Source organism: Streptomyces sp. NPDC058576 (assembly GCF_042718715.1).
Lineage (GTDB): Bacteria > Actinomycetota > Actinomycetes > Streptomycetales > Streptomycetaceae > Streptomyces.
Genome location: NZ_JBHXPF010000031.1, coordinates 40,301 through 57,586, shown reverse-complemented (window position 1 = coordinate 57,586; position 17,286 = coordinate 40,301). Strand labels below are relative to the sequence as shown.

At 70.6% G+C, this 17,286-nt stretch carries 16 protein-coding genes; 6 read left to right on the top strand and 10 right to left on the bottom strand.

All coding sequences use genetic code 11. The annotated features are described in order from the left end of the window. Window positions 1-230: 230 nt before the first annotated feature. The 5 genes from ACFWRV_RS21835 to ACFWRV_RS21815 all read left to right on the top strand — a co-directional run bounded on the left by ACFWRV_RS21835 (window position 231) and on the right by ACFWRV_RS21815 (window position 4,797). A complete protein-coding gene (locus tag ACFWRV_RS21835) occupies window positions 231-1,232 on the top strand; it encodes an ABC transporter ATP-binding protein (RefSeq protein ID WP_384337037.1) in 1,002 nt (333 codons plus the stop codon). Further along, complete coding sequence (locus tag ACFWRV_RS21830) at window positions 1,222-2,130, top strand: ABC transporter permease (RefSeq protein WP_384336984.1); 909 nt, start codon at window positions 1,222-1,224, stop codon at window positions 2,128-2,130. Before ACFWRV_RS21835 ends, ACFWRV_RS21830 begins: the two co-directional genes overlap by 11 nt. Continuing rightward, window positions 2,127-3,038 carry an ABC transporter ATP-binding protein gene (locus ACFWRV_RS21825; protein ID WP_205080912.1) on the top strand — a complete coding sequence of 304 codons (912 nt, stop codon included), beginning with the start codon at window positions 2,127-2,129 and terminating at the stop codon, window positions 3,036-3,038. Before ACFWRV_RS21830 ends, ACFWRV_RS21825 begins: the two co-directional genes overlap by 4 nt. A gap of 30 nt (window positions 3,039-3,068) precedes the next feature. Continuing rightward, complete coding sequence (locus ACFWRV_RS21820) at window positions 3,069-3,788, top strand: ABC transporter permease (protein WP_384336982.1); 720 nt, start codon at window positions 3,069-3,071, stop codon at window positions 3,786-3,788. Between the two features lie 304 nt (window positions 3,789-4,092). Next, window positions 4,093-4,797, top strand: coding sequence for a hypothetical protein (locus ACFWRV_RS21815; protein WP_384336980.1), 705 nt, complete (start codon window positions 4,093-4,095; stop codon window positions 4,795-4,797). A gap of 72 nt (window positions 4,798-4,869) precedes the next feature. Here ACFWRV_RS21815 and ACFWRV_RS21810 read toward each other — a convergent pair whose 3' ends face one another. From ACFWRV_RS21810 to ACFWRV_RS21770, 9 genes are all read right to left on the bottom strand, one after another. Further along, window positions 4,870-5,694 (bottom strand): HAD family hydrolase, encoded by an 825-nt coding sequence (locus tag ACFWRV_RS21810; protein ID WP_384336978.1) that lies wholly within the window; start codon window positions 5,692-5,694, stop codon window positions 4,870-4,872. Further along, window positions 5,691-6,968, bottom strand: coding sequence for a serine--tRNA ligase (gene serS, locus ACFWRV_RS21805; protein WP_384336976.1), 1,278 nt, complete (start codon window positions 6,966-6,968; stop codon window positions 5,691-5,693). The genes ACFWRV_RS21810 and serS overlap by 4 nt, the downstream gene beginning before the upstream one ends. A 665-nt stretch (window positions 6,969-7,633) precedes the next feature. Further along, window positions 7,634-8,569 carry a prephenate dehydratase gene (gene pheA, locus ACFWRV_RS21800; protein WP_384336974.1) on the bottom strand — a complete coding sequence of 312 codons (936 nt, stop codon included), beginning with the start codon at window positions 8,567-8,569 and terminating at the stop codon, window positions 7,634-7,636. Window positions 8,570-8,723: 154 nt separating this feature from the next. Next, window positions 8,724-10,046, bottom strand: a complete 1,323-nt coding sequence (gene efeB, locus ACFWRV_RS21795; RefSeq protein WP_384336972.1) for an iron uptake transporter deferrochelatase/peroxidase subunit — start codon at window positions 10,044-10,046, stop codon at window positions 8,724-8,726. 5 nt (window positions 10,047-10,051) lie between these two features. Continuing rightward, window positions 10,052-11,983 (bottom strand): copper resistance CopC/CopD family protein, encoded by a 1,932-nt coding sequence (locus ACFWRV_RS21790; RefSeq protein ID WP_384336970.1) that lies wholly within the window; start codon window positions 11,981-11,983, stop codon window positions 10,052-10,054. A 14-nt stretch (window positions 11,984-11,997) separates the two neighbouring features. Further along, complete coding sequence (locus tag ACFWRV_RS21785) at window positions 11,998-12,456, bottom strand: copper chaperone PCu(A)C (RefSeq protein WP_384336968.1); 459 nt, start codon at window positions 12,454-12,456, stop codon at window positions 11,998-12,000. Further along, window positions 12,453-13,112 carry an SCO family protein gene (locus ACFWRV_RS21780; RefSeq protein WP_384336966.1) on the bottom strand — a complete coding sequence of 220 codons (660 nt, stop codon included), beginning with the start codon at window positions 13,110-13,112 and terminating at the stop codon, window positions 12,453-12,455. Before ACFWRV_RS21780 ends, ACFWRV_RS21785 begins: the two co-directional genes overlap by 4 nt. A gap of 44 nt (window positions 13,113-13,156) precedes the next feature. Then, the gene (locus ACFWRV_RS21775) at window positions 13,157-13,903 is read right to left on the bottom strand and encodes a YcnI family protein (protein ID WP_384336964.1); all 747 of its coding nucleotides are present in this window, start codon (window positions 13,901-13,903) and stop codon (window positions 13,157-13,159) included. Window positions 13,904-14,054: 151 nt separating this feature from the next. Next, window positions 14,055-14,918 carry a hypothetical protein gene (locus ACFWRV_RS21770; protein ID WP_384336962.1) on the bottom strand — a complete coding sequence of 288 codons (864 nt, stop codon included), beginning with the start codon at window positions 14,916-14,918 and terminating at the stop codon, window positions 14,055-14,057. Window positions 14,919-15,211: 293 nt separating this feature from the next. Here ACFWRV_RS21770 and ACFWRV_RS21765 point away from each other — a divergent pair, with 293 nt between their 5' ends. After that, window positions 15,212-15,700, top strand: a complete 489-nt coding sequence (locus ACFWRV_RS21765) for an ATP-binding protein (RefSeq protein ID WP_384336960.1) — start codon at window positions 15,212-15,214, stop codon at window positions 15,698-15,700. 33 nt (window positions 15,701-15,733) lie between these two features. Here ACFWRV_RS21765 and ACFWRV_RS21760 read toward each other — a convergent pair whose 3' ends face one another. Continuing rightward, on the bottom strand, window positions 15,734-17,212 hold the full coding sequence (locus tag ACFWRV_RS21760; protein WP_384336958.1) for an aminopeptidase P family protein: 1,479 nt from the start codon (window positions 17,210-17,212) through the stop codon (window positions 15,734-15,736). Window positions 17,213-17,286: the final 74 nt, after the last annotated feature.

Here is a 17,286-nt window from a genome sequence, read left to right as displayed (position 1 = left end):
CTGTGGAAAACGGTGGTCCCGACCGCGGGCGCCCGCCCGCGACGCCGCGGCCCGCGCCGCTGTCGGCGCCGCCCGTCCCGGGGTTTCGGCCTCGTCCTTCGCGGGGTCCCCCTACGGGCGCGTACGCCTGGAGTCTGACCCTGATCCAGCCGTCAGGGCTGACGACCGCTGTGTTCCGCGCCACTAACGTCATTTCCGTGACAGCCGTAATCGCTACCGAAGCCCTGAGCATGCGGTTCCCCCGGGTGACCGCGCTTGACCGGCTCACGTTGGACATCGGACCGGGTGTGACCGGTCTGGTGGGTTCCAACGGAGCCGGCAAGTCCACACTGATCAAGATCCTGCTGGGTCTCTCCCCCGCCACCGAAGGCCGGGCCGCAGTGCTCGGGCTCGACGTCGCGACCAGCGGCGCCGCCATCCGGGAACGGGTGGGGTACATGCCCGAGCACGACTGCCTGCCGCCCGACGTCTCGGCGACCGAGTTCGTCGTGCACATGGCTCGTATGTCGGGGCTGCCGCCCACGGCGGCCCGCGAGCGCACGGCCGACACCCTGCGTCACGTCGGCCTCTACGAAGAGCGCTACCGCCCCATCGGCGGCTACTCGACCGGCATGAAGCAGCGGGTCAAGCTGGCGCAGGCCCTCGTCCACGACCCCCAGCTGGTCCTGCTCGACGAGCCGACCAACGGCCTCGACCCGGTCGGCCGGGACGAGATGCTCGGCCTGATCCGCCGCATCCACACCGACTTCGGCATCTCCGTGCTGGTGACCTCGCACCTCCTGGGCGAGCTGGAGCGCACCTGCGACCACGTCGTCGTCATCGACGGCGGAACCCTCCTGCGCTCCAGCTCCACCAGCGACTTCACCCAGACCACCGCGACCCTCGCGGTCGAGGTGACCGACAGCGACACCCACCCCGACGGTACCGGCGCGCTGCGCAAGGTCCTCACCGACGCGGGGGTCACGCTCATCGGCCACGACGGGATCGACACGGAGGGGCTGCCGGGCGCGGGCCACATCCTGCTGATCGAGGCGGCGGGCGAGGAGACGTACGACCTGGTCCGCGACAGTGTCGCCGGACTCGGGCTCGGCCTGGTCCGCATGGAACAGCGCCGCCACCAGATCGCCGAGGTCTTCCGTACCGAACAGGGCGGGGCGCACCACACCGCCGTCCCGGCCGTCGCCACCGCCGGAATCGTCCAGCAGAAGGGAAGCGGTCGCGATGAGCACTGAGACCGGCACCGCGACCGGGCGTGACGCCTCCCGGATCCACAACATCGGCTACCGCTCCTACGACGGACCGCGGCTCGGCCGGGCCTACGCCCGCCGCTCGCTGTTCTCGCAGACCCTGCGGGGCTCCTTCGGACTGGGCCGTTCCGCCAAGTCCAAGGTGCTGCCCATGCTGCTGTTCGGCGTGATGGCGCTCGTCGCGGCGATCCTGGTGGCGGTCTCCATGGCCGCACCGGACGCCAGCAAGCTGGTGGTCGAGTACACCTCGTACGCGATCTACCTCCAGGCCGTGATCGGCCTGTTCATCGCTGCCCAGGCACCGCAGGCGGTATCCAGGGATCTCCGTTTCAAGAGCGTCCCCCTGTACTTCTCGCGGCCGATCGAACGCGCCGACTACGTGGCCGCGAAGTTCGCCGCCACCGCCTCCGCGCTCTTCATCCTCACCGGTGCGCCGCTGCTCGTCCTCTATGTGGGCTCTCTGCTCGCGAAGTTCGACTTCGCCGATCAGACCAAGTGGTTCGGCCAGGGACTGGTGTCGGTGGCGCTGCTGTCCGTGCTGTTCGCCGGGCTCGGCCTCGTGATGGCCGCCCTGACACCGCGGCGGGGCTTCGGCGTGGCCGCGGTGATCGCCCTCCTGACCATCACCTACGGCGCCGTCTCCACGATCCAGGCCATCGCCTGGGAGACCGGCTCGGAAGGGGCCGTGCAGTGGCTCGGCCTCTTCTCGCCGATCACCCTGATCGACGGCGTCCAGACCGCGTTCCTCGGCGCGTCCTCCGCCTTCCCCGGAGGGGAAGGCCCGGGCGCCGGCGCCGGCGTGGTCTACCTGATCGTTGTTCTCGCGCTCGTCGCCGGCTCGTACGCCGTCCTGATGCGCCGCTACCGGAGGGTCGGGCTGTGACCACCATCGAGATCGACCACACCTCGCGCTGGTTCGGCAACGTGGTCGCCGTCAACGACGTCTCCATGACCGTGGGGCCCGGCGTCACCGGACTCCTCGGCCCGAACGGCGCCGGAAAGTCCACCCTCATCAACATGATGGGCGGATTCCTCGCCCCTTCGACGGGGAAGGTCACGCTCGACGGCCGGCCGATCTGGCGCAACGAGGCCGTCTACAAGGAGATCGGCATCGTCCCGGAGCGGGAAGGGATGTACGACTTCCTCACCGGCAAGGAGTTCGTCGTCGCCAACGCCGAACTCCATGGTCTGGGCGGGGCCGAGGCGCAGAGGGCGCTCGCCACGGTCCAGATGGAGTACGCGCAGGACCGCAAGATCGCCACGTACAGCAAGGGCATGCGCCAGCGCGTGAAGATGGCGTCCGCGCTCGTGCACGAGCCCTCGGTGCTGCTCCTGGACGAACCGTTCAACGGGATGGACCCGCGCCAGCGGATGCAGCTGATGGAACTGCTGCGGCGCATGGGGGCCGAGGGGCGCACGGTCCTGTTCTCCTCCCACATCCTCGAAGAGGTCGAGCAGCTGGCCTCGCACATCGAGGTGATCGTGGCGGGCCGGCATGCCGCGTCCGGCGACTTCCGGAAGATCCGCCGGCTGATGAAGGACCGGCCGCACCGCTATCTGGTGCGCTCCAGCGACGACCGGGCGCTGGCGGCCGCGCTCATCGCCGACCCGTCCACGGCCGGCATCGAGGTCGACCTGACCGAGAAGGCGCTGCGCATCCAGGCCGTCGACTTCGGGCGGTTCACCGAACTGCTGCCGAGGGTCGCCCGTGAACAGGGCATCCGACTGCTCACCGTCTCGCCGTCCGACGAGTCCCTCGAATCGGTCTTTTCCTACCTCGTAGCGGCCTGAGTAGTGGCCTGAAAGGAGCTGTGCACCGTCATGTACGACCCCACAGTCGCCCGGCTCACCTACCGGGCCCTGCTCGGCCGGCGCCGGGCCGCCATCCTGTTCGTCCTGCCCGCACTGCTGCTGGTCATCGCCGCGGCCGTGCGCATGTTCGCCGGAGCCGATGACCAGATCGCCTCGGACGTCCTCGGCGGCTTCGCCATCGCCACGATGGTGCCGCTGATCGGCGTGATCGCGGGCACCGGGGCGATCGGCCCCGAGATCGACGACGGCTCGATCGTCTACCTGCTCGCCAAGCCCGTGAAGCGGCCCACGATCATCTTCACCAAGCTGATCGTGGCCATCGCCGTGACCATGGTGTTCTCCGCCCTGCCGACGCTGCTCGCGGGCCTGATCCTCAACGGCAACGGCCAGCAGATCGCCGTCGCCTACACGATCGCGGCGCTGGTCGCCTCGATCGCGTACAGCGCCCTGTTCCTGCTGCTCGGCACGGTCAGCCGGCACGCGGTGGTCCTGGGCCTGGTGTACGCGCTGGTCTGGGAGGCCCTCTTCGGCAGCCTGGTGGCCGGTGCGCGCACGCTCAGCGTCCAGCAGTGGTCCCTGGCGGTCGCCCAGAAGGTCTCGGGCGACGGCGTGGTGACCTCGGAAGTCGGCCTGCCGCTCGCCACGGTCCTGCTGGTCGCGGTCACGGCCGCGGCCACCTGGTACGCGGGCCAGAAGCTGCGCACGCTGAAGCTGGCGGGCGAGGAGTGAGGCCTGCGGCCTGAGCCCCGTGCGCCTCGACGACCCCCGCCCTTGTTCTGGCAAGGGCGGGGGTCGTCGTATGAGCGGACAGGTGTGCGCGTAACCGTACGTTTATCGGGTCGTTGGGCAGGACGCGTGGAGGCAACTGGAATCCGTGGCGTCGTAGCGATCGGGAAATCGGGGAATGCCGGCACCGGGTGAGGCTCAGCCCACCGGACCGGTCATCGAGTGAGTGGCAACCGTGAGCGTCCTCCACCCCTGAAGCCCGGGGTGTGGGCCGTCCTCGTCATTCCCTCGCACGAAAGGCACACCCATGCCCACGGAAGTCGCCCTGCTCGAATCACGCGCGCTGCGCGGGGAGCAGATGGGGCGCGTCGACGTCCTCGACAAGGTGAAGAGCCTGGTCATGCTCCCGGACGGAATTCACGTTCGCACAGATGATGTGGCTCGGTACTTCGAAGTATCCACAAGGGCGGTCAGGAGGCTGGCCGACCGGCATCAGGAGGAGTTCACCGAGAACGGCATGCGCGTGCTGCGCGGCGCTGACCTGCGATCCTTCCAAAGCGACATGGTGTCGCTATGGGGTCGTGACGGAGTGGAAAGTTATCCACAGGCGGCCACGCAACTGCGGCTCTACACCCGCCGAACCGTCCTCAACATCGCCCTGCTTCTTCGCGACAGCGACATCGCCCGCTGCGTGCGTACGTACCTCCTCGACGCCGAGGAGGCGCTGCGCACGCATTACGCCTCCCTCGACCAGCGCGTCACGCGCATCGAGAGCTGCCTCACCGGCGTCGGCAGCGCGCTCCAGGAGCTCGGTCCGGTGCTGGTGCGGATGTCGGAGCGGCTCGACAGCCTCGACCGCAAGGTCGAGGTGACGCACCAGGTGATCGGGGCGATGAGTCTGCGGCTGACGGACGTGCAGCAGGACGTCGTGCGGCTGGACGGGCGGCTGGACTGCTTCGCCCGGCAGCTGAAGGATCTGCGCCGCCGCAGCGGGCAGCGCGGGCAGCGCTGACGCCGGCGGCCCGGCACCGTGGGAAACGGTGCCGGGCCGCTGTCACGCTGACCGGGGTGCGGGAGGGGCGTCCTACCGCGCGGGCTGCGCGGGCGCCGAGCGGAGCAGCTCCTCCAGGACCACCGCGATGCCGTCGTCCTCGTTGGACGCGGTGATCTCGTGGGCGACGGCCTTCAGGTCGTCGTGGGCGTTGGCCATGGCCACGCCGTGGTGGGCCCAGCCGAACATCGGGATGTCGTTCGGCATGTCGCCGAAAGCGATCGTGTCGGCCGCCTTCACGCCGAGCCGGCGGGCGGCCAGTGAGAGGCCGGTCGCCTTGCTCAGACCCAGGGGCAGGATCTCGACCACTCCGGCTCCGGCCATGACCACGTCGACCAGGCTGCCGACGGTCGCCCGTGCGGCGGCGGCCAGCGCGTCGTCGTCCAGCTCCGGGTGCTGTATGTAGACCTTGTTGAGCGGGGCGGTCCACATCTCGGTGGCGTCGTCCACGAAGAGGTACGGGAGCGGCCCCTCCTGCACCCGGTAGCCGGGACCGACCAGAACTTCGCCTTCCAGGCCGTCGCGGCTGGCCGCCAGGTGCAGCGGGCCGACCTCCGCTTCGATCTTGGACAGCGCGAGACCGGCGAGCTGCCGGTCCAGGGTCAACGAGGTCAGCAGCTTGTGCTCGCCCGCGTGGTAGACCTGCGCACCCTGGCCGCAGACCGCGAGCCCCTCGTAACCGAGGTCGTCCAGGATGTGCCGGGTCCAGGGGACCGCGCGTCCGGTGACGATGATGTGCGCGGCACCGGCCGCCGTGACGGCGGCCAGGGCCTCGCGGGTGCGCTCGGAGACCGTGTCGTCCCCGCGCAGCAGCGTGCCGTCGAGGTCGGTCGCGACGAGCTTGTAGGGGAAGGTCACTTGGCGACCGGTTCCAGGACCTCGCGCCCGCCCAGGTACGGACGGAGCACCTCGGGCACCCGGACCGAACCGTCGGGGAGCTGGTGGTTCTCCAGGATCGCCACGATGGTGCGCGGTACGGCGCAGAGCGTGCCGTTCAGCGTGGCCAGCGGCTGGACCTTCTTGCCCTCGCGCATCCGGACGGACAGGCGGCGGGCCTGGAAGCCGTCGCAGTTCGACGCGGAGGTCAGCTCGCGGTACTTGCCCTGGGTCGGGATCCACGCCTCGCAGTCGAACTTCCGCGAGGCCGATGCGCCGAGGTCGCCGGTGGCGACGTCGATCACCTGGAAGGGCAGTTCGAGGCCGGTGAGCCACTGCTTCTCCCACTCCAGGAGCCTGCGGTGCTCGGCCTCGGCGTCCGCCGGGTCGACGTACGAGAACATCTCGACCTTGTCGAACTGGTGGACGCGGAAGATGCCGCGGGTGTCCTTGCCGTACGTGCCGGCCTCACGGCGGAAGCACGGGGAGAACCCGGCGTACCGCAGGGGCAGCTTGTCGGCCTCGATGATCTCGTCCATGTGGTACGCGGCGAGGGGGACCTCGGAGGTGCCGACCAGGTAGTAGTCGTCCTTCTCCAGGTGGTACACGTTCTCCGAGGCCTGGCCGAGGAAGCCGGTGCCCTCCATGGCGCGGGGGCGGACCAGCGCCGGAGTGAGCATCGGGATGAAGCCGGCCTCGGTGGCCTGCGCGATCGCCGCGTTGACGAGGGCGAGCTCCAGGAGCGCGCCGACGCCCGTGAGGTAGTAGAACCGCGAGCCGGAGACCTTCGCCCCGCGCTCCATGTCGATGGCGCCGAGCGCCTCGCCGAGCTCCAGGTGGTCCTTCGGCTCGAAGCCCTCGGCGCCGAAGTCGCGGATGGTGCCGTGCGTCTCCAGGACGACGAAGTCCTCCTCACCGCCGACCGGCACGTCCTCGTGGACGATGTTGCCGAGCTGGAGCAGCAGCCGCTTGGCGTCCGCGTCGGCCTCGTCCTGGGCGGCGTCGGCCGCCTTGACGTCGGACTTGAGCTGTTCGGCCTTCTTGAGGAGCTCGGTGCGCTCCTCGGGGGTGGCCTTGGGAATCAGCTTGCCGAGCGACTTCTGTTCGGCGCGGAGTTCGTCGAAGCGGACGCCGGACGACCTGCGCAGCTCGTCGGCGGAGAGCAGGGCGTCGACGAGGGCGACGTCCTCTCCACGGGCGCGCTGGGAGGCGCGAACACGGTCGGGGTCCTCACGGAGCAGGCGAAGGTCAATCACCCCTCCAGGCTACCGGTGCGTGGTTCTCGCACTCGAACCGATATTGCCGAGCGTGTCACTATGACCGAATTGCCGGAATTGATATTTCTGGGGGGAATCGCGGACGGCGGCGGTGCCGGGGCGGGGGAGGGTCGTCAATAACGGTGGTTAACTCCCCTGAACAGGGCAGAAGGTGCGGTCCGCCTTGACGCACCTGCCTTGAGCGGGAGGGGAGTTGGGGGTGTGTCAGCCGCTGTTGTCCACAGGAATCGCGATGCCGGAATAGTTATCCACAGGCTGTGTGGAAGTTCTGTGGATGCCGGAGGGCATTGTTCCGGAACTCGGACGAAGTGCCGCGGAGTCCCCGCCAAACCCCTTCCGCGTGCTCGTTCGGGTGGGAATTCATCGCTCCATAGAGTCGATCAAGGGAATTCGGGTGACACGGGAGACTCGTGCCGCCTCGTGCCGCATCGAGTCCCTGTGGACGGCTTCAGGTCGGCTGGGTTGATTTGTCGATGATGTCGCATGAGGGTGTCGACTTGTCCCCAGGTCGAGAGCCCTCCCTGTGGATAACTCTCCGGAGTGCGTGACTATCCGTAGATCGCACTGCTGCGGAGCGCGCAACAAGGACACACCCCGGACCCGGAGGCAGGTGCTCCGCGGGGGCCTCGTCTGCCCTGCTGCCGTCAGATCCGGCCGTCCTGGCTGCGCGCAAGCCAGTCGGAGGCTTCCGTGAACGCGGCGTCCGACGTGCCCGCCCGCAGCGGCCGCACCTCGTCCGGCGAGACACCCGCCCGCGGGTACGAGCCGAGGAACCGTACCTTCGGGCTGATCCGCTTCAGCCCCATCAGGGCCTCCCCGACCCGCCGGTCCGCGATGTGCCCCTCCGCGTCCACGGCGAAGCAGTAGTTGCCGATCCCCTCGCCGGTCGGGCGGGACTGGATCAGCATCAGGTTGACGCCGCGCACCGCGAACTCCTGGAGCAGCTCCAGCAGGGCGCCGGGATGGTCGTCGCCCAGCCAGATCACCACGGAGGTCTTGTCCGCGCCGGTCGGTGCGGAGGGCCGGGCCGGGCGGCCCACCAGGACGAAGCGGGTCTGGGCGTTCTCCGCGTCGTGGATCTCCGTCACCAGTGGCTCCAGGCCGTAGGTGGCGGCGGCGAACTCACCGGCGAACGCGGCGTCGTACCGGCCCTCCTGGACCAGCCGGGCCCCGTCCGCGTTGGACGCCGCCGACTCCCACAGGGCCCCCGGGAGATGGACCGCCATCCAGTTGCGCACCTGCGGCTGGGCGGCCGGGTGCGCGGTGACCGTCTTGATGTCCGACAGCTTGGTCCCGGGCCGTACCAGCAGCGCGAAGGTGATGGAGAGCAGCACCTCGCGGTAGATCATCAGCGGTTCCCCGCCGGCCAGCTCGTCGAGCGTCGCGGTGATGCCGCCCTCGACGGAGTTCTCGATCGGCACGAGCGCTGCCGCCGCCTCCCCGTTGCGTACGGCGTCCAGGGCGGCCGGCACGGACAGCATCGGGACGAGCTCACGGGTGGCGGCTTCCGGGAGCGTACGGAGGGCGACCTCGGTGAAGGTGCCCTCGGGGCCGAGATAGGCGTAGCGCGTGGCTGACATACGGTCACCCTAGTGCGCCCCGCGAGGCCCGCCGCGCTGTCTCAGAATGCGGTCGCGAGCCTGTGTGCCCGGCCCCCGAGCGGCCCTGACGCCTCCGGAAGCCGCTGGCCCCGTGTGCGTCCACGCGTCCGGAAGCCACTGCCCTCGTCGCGCCCTACGACTCCAGGAGCCGCTGTCCCACGTACTCGCCCTCCGCCGCCCCGCCCGGCACCGCGAAGACACCACTTGCCTCGTGCCGGAGGAACGGCGACAGCGCGTCGCCCCGGTCGAGCTTGCGCTGCACCGGCACGAAGCCCCGGAACGGGTCCGCCTGCCAGCAGACGAAGAGGAGCCCGGCGTCCGGAGTGCCGTCCTCCGCGATGCCGTCGTGGTACGAGAACGGGCGGCGCAGCATGGCGGCCCCGCCGTTCTTCTCGGGCGAGGAGATCCGGGCGTGGGCGTTGTCGGGGATCACGAGCCTGCCGTCCGGGCCCGCCTTGTCGAGGTCCATCTCGGTGGTCTCGGTCCCCCCGCTCAGCGGCGCCCCGTCCGCCTTGCGCCGCCCGATGACCCGCTCCTGGCGCTCCACCGGAAGCTTCTCCCAGTCGTCCAGGAGCATCCTGATCCGGCGGACGACGGCGTACGAACCGCCCTCCATCCACTCCTGCGGCTTCCCGGGCGACGCGGGGACGAAGACGCGCTCGTCGAAGTCCTCGTCGGCCGGTTTCGGATTGCCGGTCCCGTCGATCTGGCCCATCAGATTGCGGGCGGTCATCGGCCGGGCGGTCGCGCCGGGCGTGCGGTTGAAGCCGTTCATCTGCCACCGCACCCGTGCCGTGCCCGCGGCCTCCTTCTGGAGGGCCCGCAGCGCGTGGAAGGCGACCAGCGCGTCGTCCGCGCCGATCTGCACCCACAGGTCACCGTTCGAGCGCCGGTCGTCGAGGGCGTCGGCGGAGAACGCGGGCAGCGGGTCGAGCGCGGCGGGCAGACGGGCGGTCAGACCCGTGCGCGCGAAGAACGTACGCCCGAAGCCGAACGTGACGGTCAGGGACGACGGGCCCGCGTCCAGGGCGATCCCGGTGTCGTGCCCGGGGCCGTCCGGCCCGCCCGCCGCAGGGCGGCCACCCATCAGCTCCCGCGCCACCGCGGACCAGCGCCGCAGCAGCGCCGCCGCCTCCTTGCGCCCGGCGCCCGCCGCCAGGTCGAAGGCGACGAGATGACCCCGGGCCTGAAGCGGAGTGGTGATCCCCGGTTGATGTTTCCCGTGAAACATCGCCTCGGTCGCCCCGACGGTCGTCAGCGCGGCCGGCTCCTCCGGGCGGGTGGCGGCATAACCCGCGGCCCCGCCCCCGGCGCCCAGCACCAGCCCCGTGGCGCTCGCAGCGCCCGCGGTGCCCAGCAGTCGCCGCCGCGATACGCCGGTGGTGCCACTGCCGTCGCTGCCCGGAGCGCCGGTCGTGGCGGTCCCGTCCGGGGCCTGCTTCGTGGTCTTGCTCACCGTGCTCAGCCGATCTTCGCGTTCTTGTCGATGGTGACCTGGTCGATGTCGGAGGTCCGTACCGTCACATCGATCTTCCAGTCCCCGGCCATCGGGATCTGTACACCGCTCGCCGACCAGTGCCCCTCGGCCAGCCGGTCCGGGACGACCGGCAGCGGGCCGATGTCCTTCGACTCCAGGGTGAGGGCCAGCTTCAGCTCGGGGACGTCCATCGGCTCGCCGTCGCTGCCGTCGATCCACACATGCAGGTCATTGGAGCCGGTGCGGCCGGGTTCGATGTCGATGCGGACGGTGCCCTTGCCGTTCTGGCCGCCGGTGTCGAACGGCATGCTCAGGTTGACCGGGCCGCCGGCTGCGGGAGCGCTCGCCGAGGTGGATCCGCCGGCCGCCTCCTCTTCCGTACGGCCCGGTTCGGTGGACGTCAGCATGGTGGTGACGGCCAGCAGGACGACGGCGACGGCGGCCTCGGCCAGGACCGAGCGGCGCAGCCCGGAGCGCTCCGGGTCGGCGTCCCGTATCCGCTTCTTCTTCGTCGCGGTCAGGACGGCCCGCTGACGGGCCAGTTGCGCGGCCCGCTCGGGGTCGACGTCGGCCGGAGAGCCCGCTGCCTCCTCCGGCTCGGTCGCGGCCCCGTTCTCTTCGGCGTCCTTCTCCTCGGAAGCGACCGCCGTGTCCGTCAGCCGTCCGGTCCAGCGCCGGGAGAACCAGGCGACCGCGAGCAGGACGGCGATCAGCGCCACCTTGAGGATCAGCAGTTGCCCGTAACGCGTCCCGGTCAGCGCCGACCAGGAGCCGACCTGCCGCCAGGACTGGTAGATCCCGGTCGCCGCCAGGACCACGACACTGCCGAACGCGACCGCGGAGAAGCGCCGGACCGCGGCGCTCCCGATGTCCGGCGTCCGGTACAGGGCCACGAGGAGCGAGGCGAGTCCGCCGAGCCAGGCGGCGACGGCCAGCAGATGCAGTACGTCGACCGGCATGGCGACGCCCGCCTGGATGCCGGTCGAGGCGTGCTCGGACATCGCCCAGGTGGCGGCGATGCCCGCGGCGACCACCCCGCCCCCGACGGCGAGGCCGAAGGTGAGGTCCTTCTTCTCGCGCTCGTCCTCGCGCCGCGCGTACGTGCCGAACAGCACGGCGATGAACAGGGCGGCGGCCCCGAGCAGCAGCAGCCGGGAGACGAGCGCGGCGCCGGGCTTGGTGTCCAGGACCGACTGGAGCCCGGCGAGGTCGAAGGCGTCGGCGAACTTCCCGCTGCCGGTGTACGGATTGCGCAGCAGCAGCATGACCAGGGTCGCCGCGGTCAGGGTGAGCCAGCCGCGGACCACGAGCCGCTGCATCGGCAGGGCGGTCGCGCCGCGCCGCCAGCAGACCAGGACGAACGCGCTGCCGCCGACGAGCAGGACGAATCCGCCGTACGCCGCGTAGCGCGCGATGTCGTAGACGACGCCGACGGGGCCGCCGCCGGCCTCCTGGGAGGGCAGGGCGACGGTGGTGTCGGAGGGGGCGCCGATGGAGAACGTGAACGCGCCGGAGATCGGGTGGCTGTCGGCGGAGATCGCCTGCCAGGCCACCGTGTAGGTGCCGTCCGGCAGCCCGGTGTGGAGCGCGACGCCGTAGCGGACGGTGGAGCCCTCGGACAGGTCCTTCGGCTCGGCCCCGGTGTCGGCGCGCTTGCCGCTGGGGTCGAGGACCCGGATGGAGTCGTCGCCCACGGCGATGGCCTCGGAGAAGCTGAGGGTGACCTCCTTGGGCGCGGTGTCCACCACCGCCCCGTCCCGCGGGTCGCTCCCGGTGAGGGCGGCGTGCGCGGACGCCGGGCCCGCGCCGGCCAGCAGCAGCCCGAACACCAGGCTGACGAGGGCGGCGAGGAGCGCGGCGGCGGCGAGCGGCCGGCGTATCGGGGACGGCCCGGCGTACGGGGCGGTGGCAGACATCTGGATTCAGTCCCTCACTGCTTCTTCGGGTTGTGGGTGGTTTCCTTCACCGGCAGGTCGACCTTGATCGGGTCGGCCTTCTCGAAGTGCAGCTCGACGGAGACCTTCTCGCCCTGCTTGGGCTGCTGCTTGAGCTTCATGAACATGATGTGGTTGCCACCGCGTTCGAGATCGAGCTCGCCGTTCGCGGGCACCTCGAACGAGGAGACCTCGCGCATCTTCTGGTTCTTCGTCTCGTGGATGGTGACGTCGTCGGAGAGCGGGCTGGTCACCGAGGTGAGCCGGTCCCCGGCGCCGCCGTTGTTCTGGACGACGAGGAATCCGGCGGCCATGTCGCTGACGGGCTGCGGCATGAACGCCCCCACCACCTTCAGTTCCGGCTCGCTGCCGGACCCGCTGTCCGACGAGCACCCGGCCAGCGTCAGCGCGGTCGTGAGGGCGATGCCGCCCGCGAGAGCCGTGCGGCGGTTCACGGAGCCTCCCCCTTGATCAGCTTGGGGAGGTCCTTCGTGTACTCCTCGGCGCTGGTGTCCTCGCCGTAGAGCACGTACCCCTCGTCCGTCTTCGGGGAGAAGGCGATGACCTGGGCGCCGTGCATCGAGACGACGGTCCCGTCCTTCTCCTTCTTCGGCGCGTCGATGCCGATGCCGATCTGCCGGGCCCCGGCCTGGATGGTCGGGAAGTCGCCGGTGAGACCGGTGAAGGTGGGGTCCTGGGCCTTGAGCCACGTGCCGAGCGAGGCGGGCGTGTCGCGCTCGGGGTCGGTGGTGACGAAGACGACCTGGAGCTTGTCCTGGTCGGCCTTGGGCAGCTCCCGCTTGGCGAGCGAGATGTTGCTCATGGTCAGCGGGCAGACGTCGGGGCAGTTGGTGTAGCCGAAGTAGATGAGCGTCGGCTTGCCCTTGGTCGCCTCGCGCAGGTCGTACTTCTTGCCCTGCGTATCGGTGAGGACGAGGTTCGGCTTGGTGAACGGCTGGTCGAGGACGGTCGCGGCCTTGTCCTTCGGCGCGGCGCTGACGTCGGCGACGGACGAGGAGCCCGCCTTGTCGTCACCGGTGCCGCAGGCGGAGAGGGCCAGTGCGGCCGCGGCGGCGAACGCCACGGCCGTCACTGCTTTTCTGTTGCGCATGAAAGGGGTGTCCTGAACGTGGTGCGGGTGAGGGAACCGGCCGGTCAGGCCGAGCGGCGGCGTCCGGCGAGCACGCCGAACGCGACACCGGCGACACCGATGACGATGCCGATGATGCCCAGGGTGCGGGCGGTGGTGTCGCTGGAGGAGGAGGACGCGGCGGTGCCGGTCTTCTCGGTCGACGCGGCGGTGTCGGCGGCCTTGTGGTCGTCGGCCTCCTTGGCGTCGTCGGCCGCGCCGCCGTGGTGGTCCTCGGCGGCGGCGGCCAGCTTCAGGACCGGGGCGGGGCTGTCGGGCTCCTCGCCGCCCGCCGTGGGCTCCTCGATCCAGCGGACGACTTCCTTGTTGTCGTACGTCTGGATCGCCTTGAAGACGAGCTGGTCGGCGTCCTCGGGGAGCGCGCCGACGGAGACCGGGAACTGCTGGAAGTAGCCGGGGGCGATCTCGCTGTCGTCCGCGGTCCAGGTCACCTTGGAGACGGCCTCGGTGATCTTCTTGCCGTGCACCTCGAGAGGCTTGTCGAGCTTGCTCTTGTCGATCTTGATGTCCCAGCCCGGGACGGCCTGCGGGGTGACGGAGGAGAGCGGGTGGTCGGCCGGGAAGTTGACTTCGAGCTTCACCGTCGAGGCCTGGTCGCGCTCGTTGGGGACCTTGAAGTTGAGCGTGGCATATCCGCCCTTGGCGGCCTCGCCCACCGGCTGGACGCTGACGTGGGCGGCGGCCGGGCCGGCGATCAGCAGAACGGTGGACGCGGCGACGCCGCCGGCGAGGGCGATACGGGAAAGCTTCATGGCAGGAATCTCCACAGGGAAACGGAACACGGTGGTCCGGCGCGCGGATGCGCGACGGCGTCACGACACCTCGCGGTGCGGTTCCGTGCGGACCGTCGCGTGCACGGGAGATGTGCACGAACGGCCCGCGGGGCCCGGTGGAGGCGTCGCGTCAGGCTGCGAGGGCGTACGGGGCCGGAGGCCCGCGCCTGATCACCAGGTGCTGCAGAGGATCCCTGTCGACCGGCACGGGGACGTCGTCACCGTGGCGCGGAGCGCGCGGTCCGGCCACGAGCTGCTCACGGGCCCCGGCCCGCAGCGCGCGGACGAGGGCGAGCGCGGCCCGCAGGGAACGGAGCCGGGCCCCGGCCGCCAGCGCCTGGGCGCTGTGGGCGGAGAGCCGGGCCACCGCGAAGAGGGCGATCTCGCCGCGCCGCAGCAGCCAGCCGGTGGCGAGCGCGACGAGGACGTGGGCCAGGAACATCGGCAGGCTCGGCAGCATCGCGGAGACCGCGGCGCAGACCTGCGCGATGCCGGAGGCCCCGTCCCCGGCCGCCGACGCGGCGGCCTGGGCCGCTCCGGAACCGCCCCCCGCCGCGAGATGCCCGTGGGCACCCGGGAGTGTCGAGGGGTCGATGCCCGCGGAGGAGACGATGCGGTGGGCTTCGGCCGCGTTCAGCCCCGCCGACGCTTCGCCGCACACGAGTCCGGAGGCGAACCGGATGAGCGGGTTGTCGCCGCCGGTGGACGCGGCGGCCGGGGCGCTGCCGTGGCTGCCGTACGCGAAGAGAACATGCAGGAGGATCTGCCCGCCGGCCAGCGCGCCCACGATGCCCGGAAGGGAACGTTCCCGTCCGGCGAGGAGGGTGGCGACGGCGAGAACACCGAGGAATCCGGCGAGCAGTGTCCACGCGGGAACGGCCGTTCCGGCGGCGAGCGCGTGTCCGGCCGCGGACAGCACGACGCAGACCGCGGTGAACACCGCGGCCCTCATGAGCCGCAGACCGGCTCCGGCGCGTGCGAGAGGCGTGGACATGGCCGGGACATCATCGCACTGCGCCACCGTGCGCCGTACGGCAGGTCCGGAAGATCAGCCTCCGTCCCCAACCGTGCTTGTTGCGCCTGTTCGCGGGGGATGTACGGACCGCGGGCGCGCCCGTCAGGTCGCCGGGCCGGACCCCGGTGACCTGCGGCCGGGCCGGTCCATACACCGGGCGGCCGAATATCCACATCCGCCGAATGAGGGCTCTCCCGCCCGATCCGTGCTTACGAAGTGCCGAGGGCGGCAATACGTATCGATACGTCGAGCCGCAGCCAGGAGGCTGGAAGATGAGCATCTGGTGGTCACTCCATTTGCGGCGCGAAGCTGCGAGCGTTCCGCTCGCCCGTCGTTTTCTGCTCGGCACCATGGAAACCGCAGGGGTGGATCCGGACATCTCCTTCGACCTGTCGGTCGCGCTCAGCGAGGCCTGTGCGAACGCCGTCGAGCACGGCGGCGATCGGACGGCTCTCGGGGAGCCGGGGGATTCCGGTTACGTACGCCCTTCCGCGGACTCCGGGCAGTACCGGGTCACGGCCTATCTGGACGGCGAGAAATGCCGTATCGAGGTCAGCGACTCGGGGCCGGGCTTTCCCGCCCGGCGCGCGCTTCGCCCAGCCGCGCATTCCTCACCATCCGAAGCCGAGAGCGGACGGGGTCTCGACCTCATCCAGCAGCTCTCCGACCACGTCCAGTTCGGCAACCGGCCGGGCCGTGGCGCGGTGGTGAGCTTCGACAAGATCCTGAAATGGCGCGAGGGCGCGCTGCTCACGGTGTAGTGAACGGCGCGCCCCCGGCGTAGGCGTAGGGGATCAGCCCTTCAGCCGGGCCATCCAGGCCTCGACCTCGTCCGCCTGGCGGGGCAGCGTGTCGGAGAGGTTCCGGTTGCCGTCCTCGGTGACCAGGATGTCGTCCTCGATCCGGACGCCGATGCCCCGGTACTCCTCGGGCACGGTCAGGTCGTCGGCCTGGAAGTACAGACCGGGCTCGACCGTCAGGCAGACGCCCGGCTCCAGCGTGCCGTTGACGTACGTCTCGGTGCGCGCGGCGGCGCAGTCGTGGACGTCCATGCCGAGCATGTGGCCCGTGCCGTGCAGGGTCCAGCGGCGCTGGAGGCCCAGCTCCAGGACCTTGTCCACGGACAGGTCGCCGAGCAGACCCCACTCGACGAGCTTCTCGGTGAGCACGCGCTGCGCGGCGTCGTGGAAGTCGCGGTAGTCGGCGCCGGGCTTCACGGCGGCGATGCCCGCCTCCTGGGCCTCGTACACCGCGTCGTAGATCTTGCGCTGGAGCGGCGAGAACGTGCCGTTGATCGGCAGGGTGCGCGTCACGTCGGCGGTGTAGAGGTCGTTGGTCTCGACCCCGGCGTCCAGGAGCAGCAGCTCGCCGGACCGGACGGCGCCGTCGTTGCGGACCCAGTGCAGGGTGGTCGCGTGCGGCCCTGCGGCGCAGATCGAGCCGTAGCCGATGTCGTTGCCCTCGATGCGGGCGCGGAGGAAGAACGTGCCCTCGATGAAGCGCTCGCTGGTCGCCTCGGCCTTGTCCAGGCTCTTCACGACGTCCTCGAAGCCGCGCGCGGTGGCGTCGCACGCCTTCTGCAGCTCGGCGATCTCGAAGGCGTCCTTCACCAGACGGGCCTCGGAGAGGTGGACGCGCAGCTCCTCGTCGCGCTCCGCGGTGACCTTGTCGGTGAGGGCGGCCTCGATGGACGCGTCGTGCCCGCGGACGCCCCGGACCGGGCCGGTGGCCTCGGTCAGCGCGGCGGGCAGCTCGCGTACGTCCTTCGCGGGAACGCCCAGCAGCTGCTCGGCCTCGGTGAGGGAGTTGCGGCGGCCGACCCACAGCTCGCCCTGGCCGTCGAGCCAGAACTCGCCGTTCTCCCGGTTGGAGCGCGGCAGCAGGTAGATCGTGGCCTCGTGGCCGCGCTCGCCCGTCGGCTCCAGGACGAGCACGCCGTCCTGGGTCTGGTCACCGGTGAGGTACGCGTACTCGGTGGAGGCGCGGAAGGCGTACTCGGTGTCGTTGGAGCGGGTCTTCAGGTTGCCCGCGGGGATGACCAGGCGCTCGCCGGGGAAGCGGGCGGAGAGCGCGGCGCGCCGGGCGGCGGTGTGCTCGGCCTGGGGGATCGGCTGGAGGTCGTGCAGCTCGGTGTCGGCCCAGCCCGACTTCATGTTCTCGGCGAGCTCGTCGGAGACGCCCGGGTACAGGCCGTTCTTCCGCTGCTTGACCTTTTCCGCTTCGTTCTCTTCGGTCTCCTGCTCCGGGTTCTCCGGGATGAGCTCCTCAGACACGATTTGTCTCTCCTTGATACGACACTGGACCATCACCCATCGTACGGGCGTGCGGAAGGGGGCCCAGGGCCGAA

Bases quoted from the DNA above. Each gene is read 5' to 3' on its own strand.
- ACFWRV_RS21835 (WP_384337037.1), top strand. From the start codon at position 231: ATGCGGTTCCCCCGGGTGACCGCGCTTGACCGGCTCACGTTGGACATC.
- ACFWRV_RS21830 (WP_384336984.1), top strand. From the start codon at position 1,222: ATGAGCACTGAGACCGGCACCGCGACCGGGCGTGACGCCTCCCGGATC.
- ACFWRV_RS21820 (WP_384336982.1), top strand. From the start codon at position 3,069: ATGTACGACCCCACAGTCGCCCGGCTCACCTACCGGGCCCTGCTCGGC.
- ACFWRV_RS21815 (WP_384336980.1), top strand. From the start codon at position 4,093: ATGCCCACGGAAGTCGCCCTGCTCGAATCACGCGCGCTGCGCGGGGAG.
- pheA (WP_384336974.1), bottom strand. From the start codon at position 8,569: ATGTCAGCCACGCGCTACGCCTATCTCGGCCCCGAGGGCACCTTCACC.
- ACFWRV_RS21790 (WP_384336970.1), bottom strand. From the start codon at position 11,983: ATGTCTGCCACCGCCCCGTACGCCGGGCCGTCCCCGATACGCCGGCCG.
- ACFWRV_RS21780 (WP_384336966.1), bottom strand. From the start codon at position 13,112: ATGCGCAACAGAAAAGCAGTGACGGCCGTGGCGTTCGCCGCCGCGGCC.
- ACFWRV_RS21775 (WP_384336964.1), bottom strand. From the start codon at position 13,903: ATGAAGCTTTCCCGTATCGCCCTCGCCGGCGGCGTCGCCGCGTCCACC.
- ACFWRV_RS21770 (WP_384336962.1), bottom strand. From the start codon at position 14,918: ATGTCCACGCCTCTCGCACGCGCCGGAGCCGGTCTGCGGCTCATGAGG.
- ACFWRV_RS21765 (WP_384336960.1), top strand. From the start codon at position 15,212: ATGAGCATCTGGTGGTCACTCCATTTGCGGCGCGAAGCTGCGAGCGTT.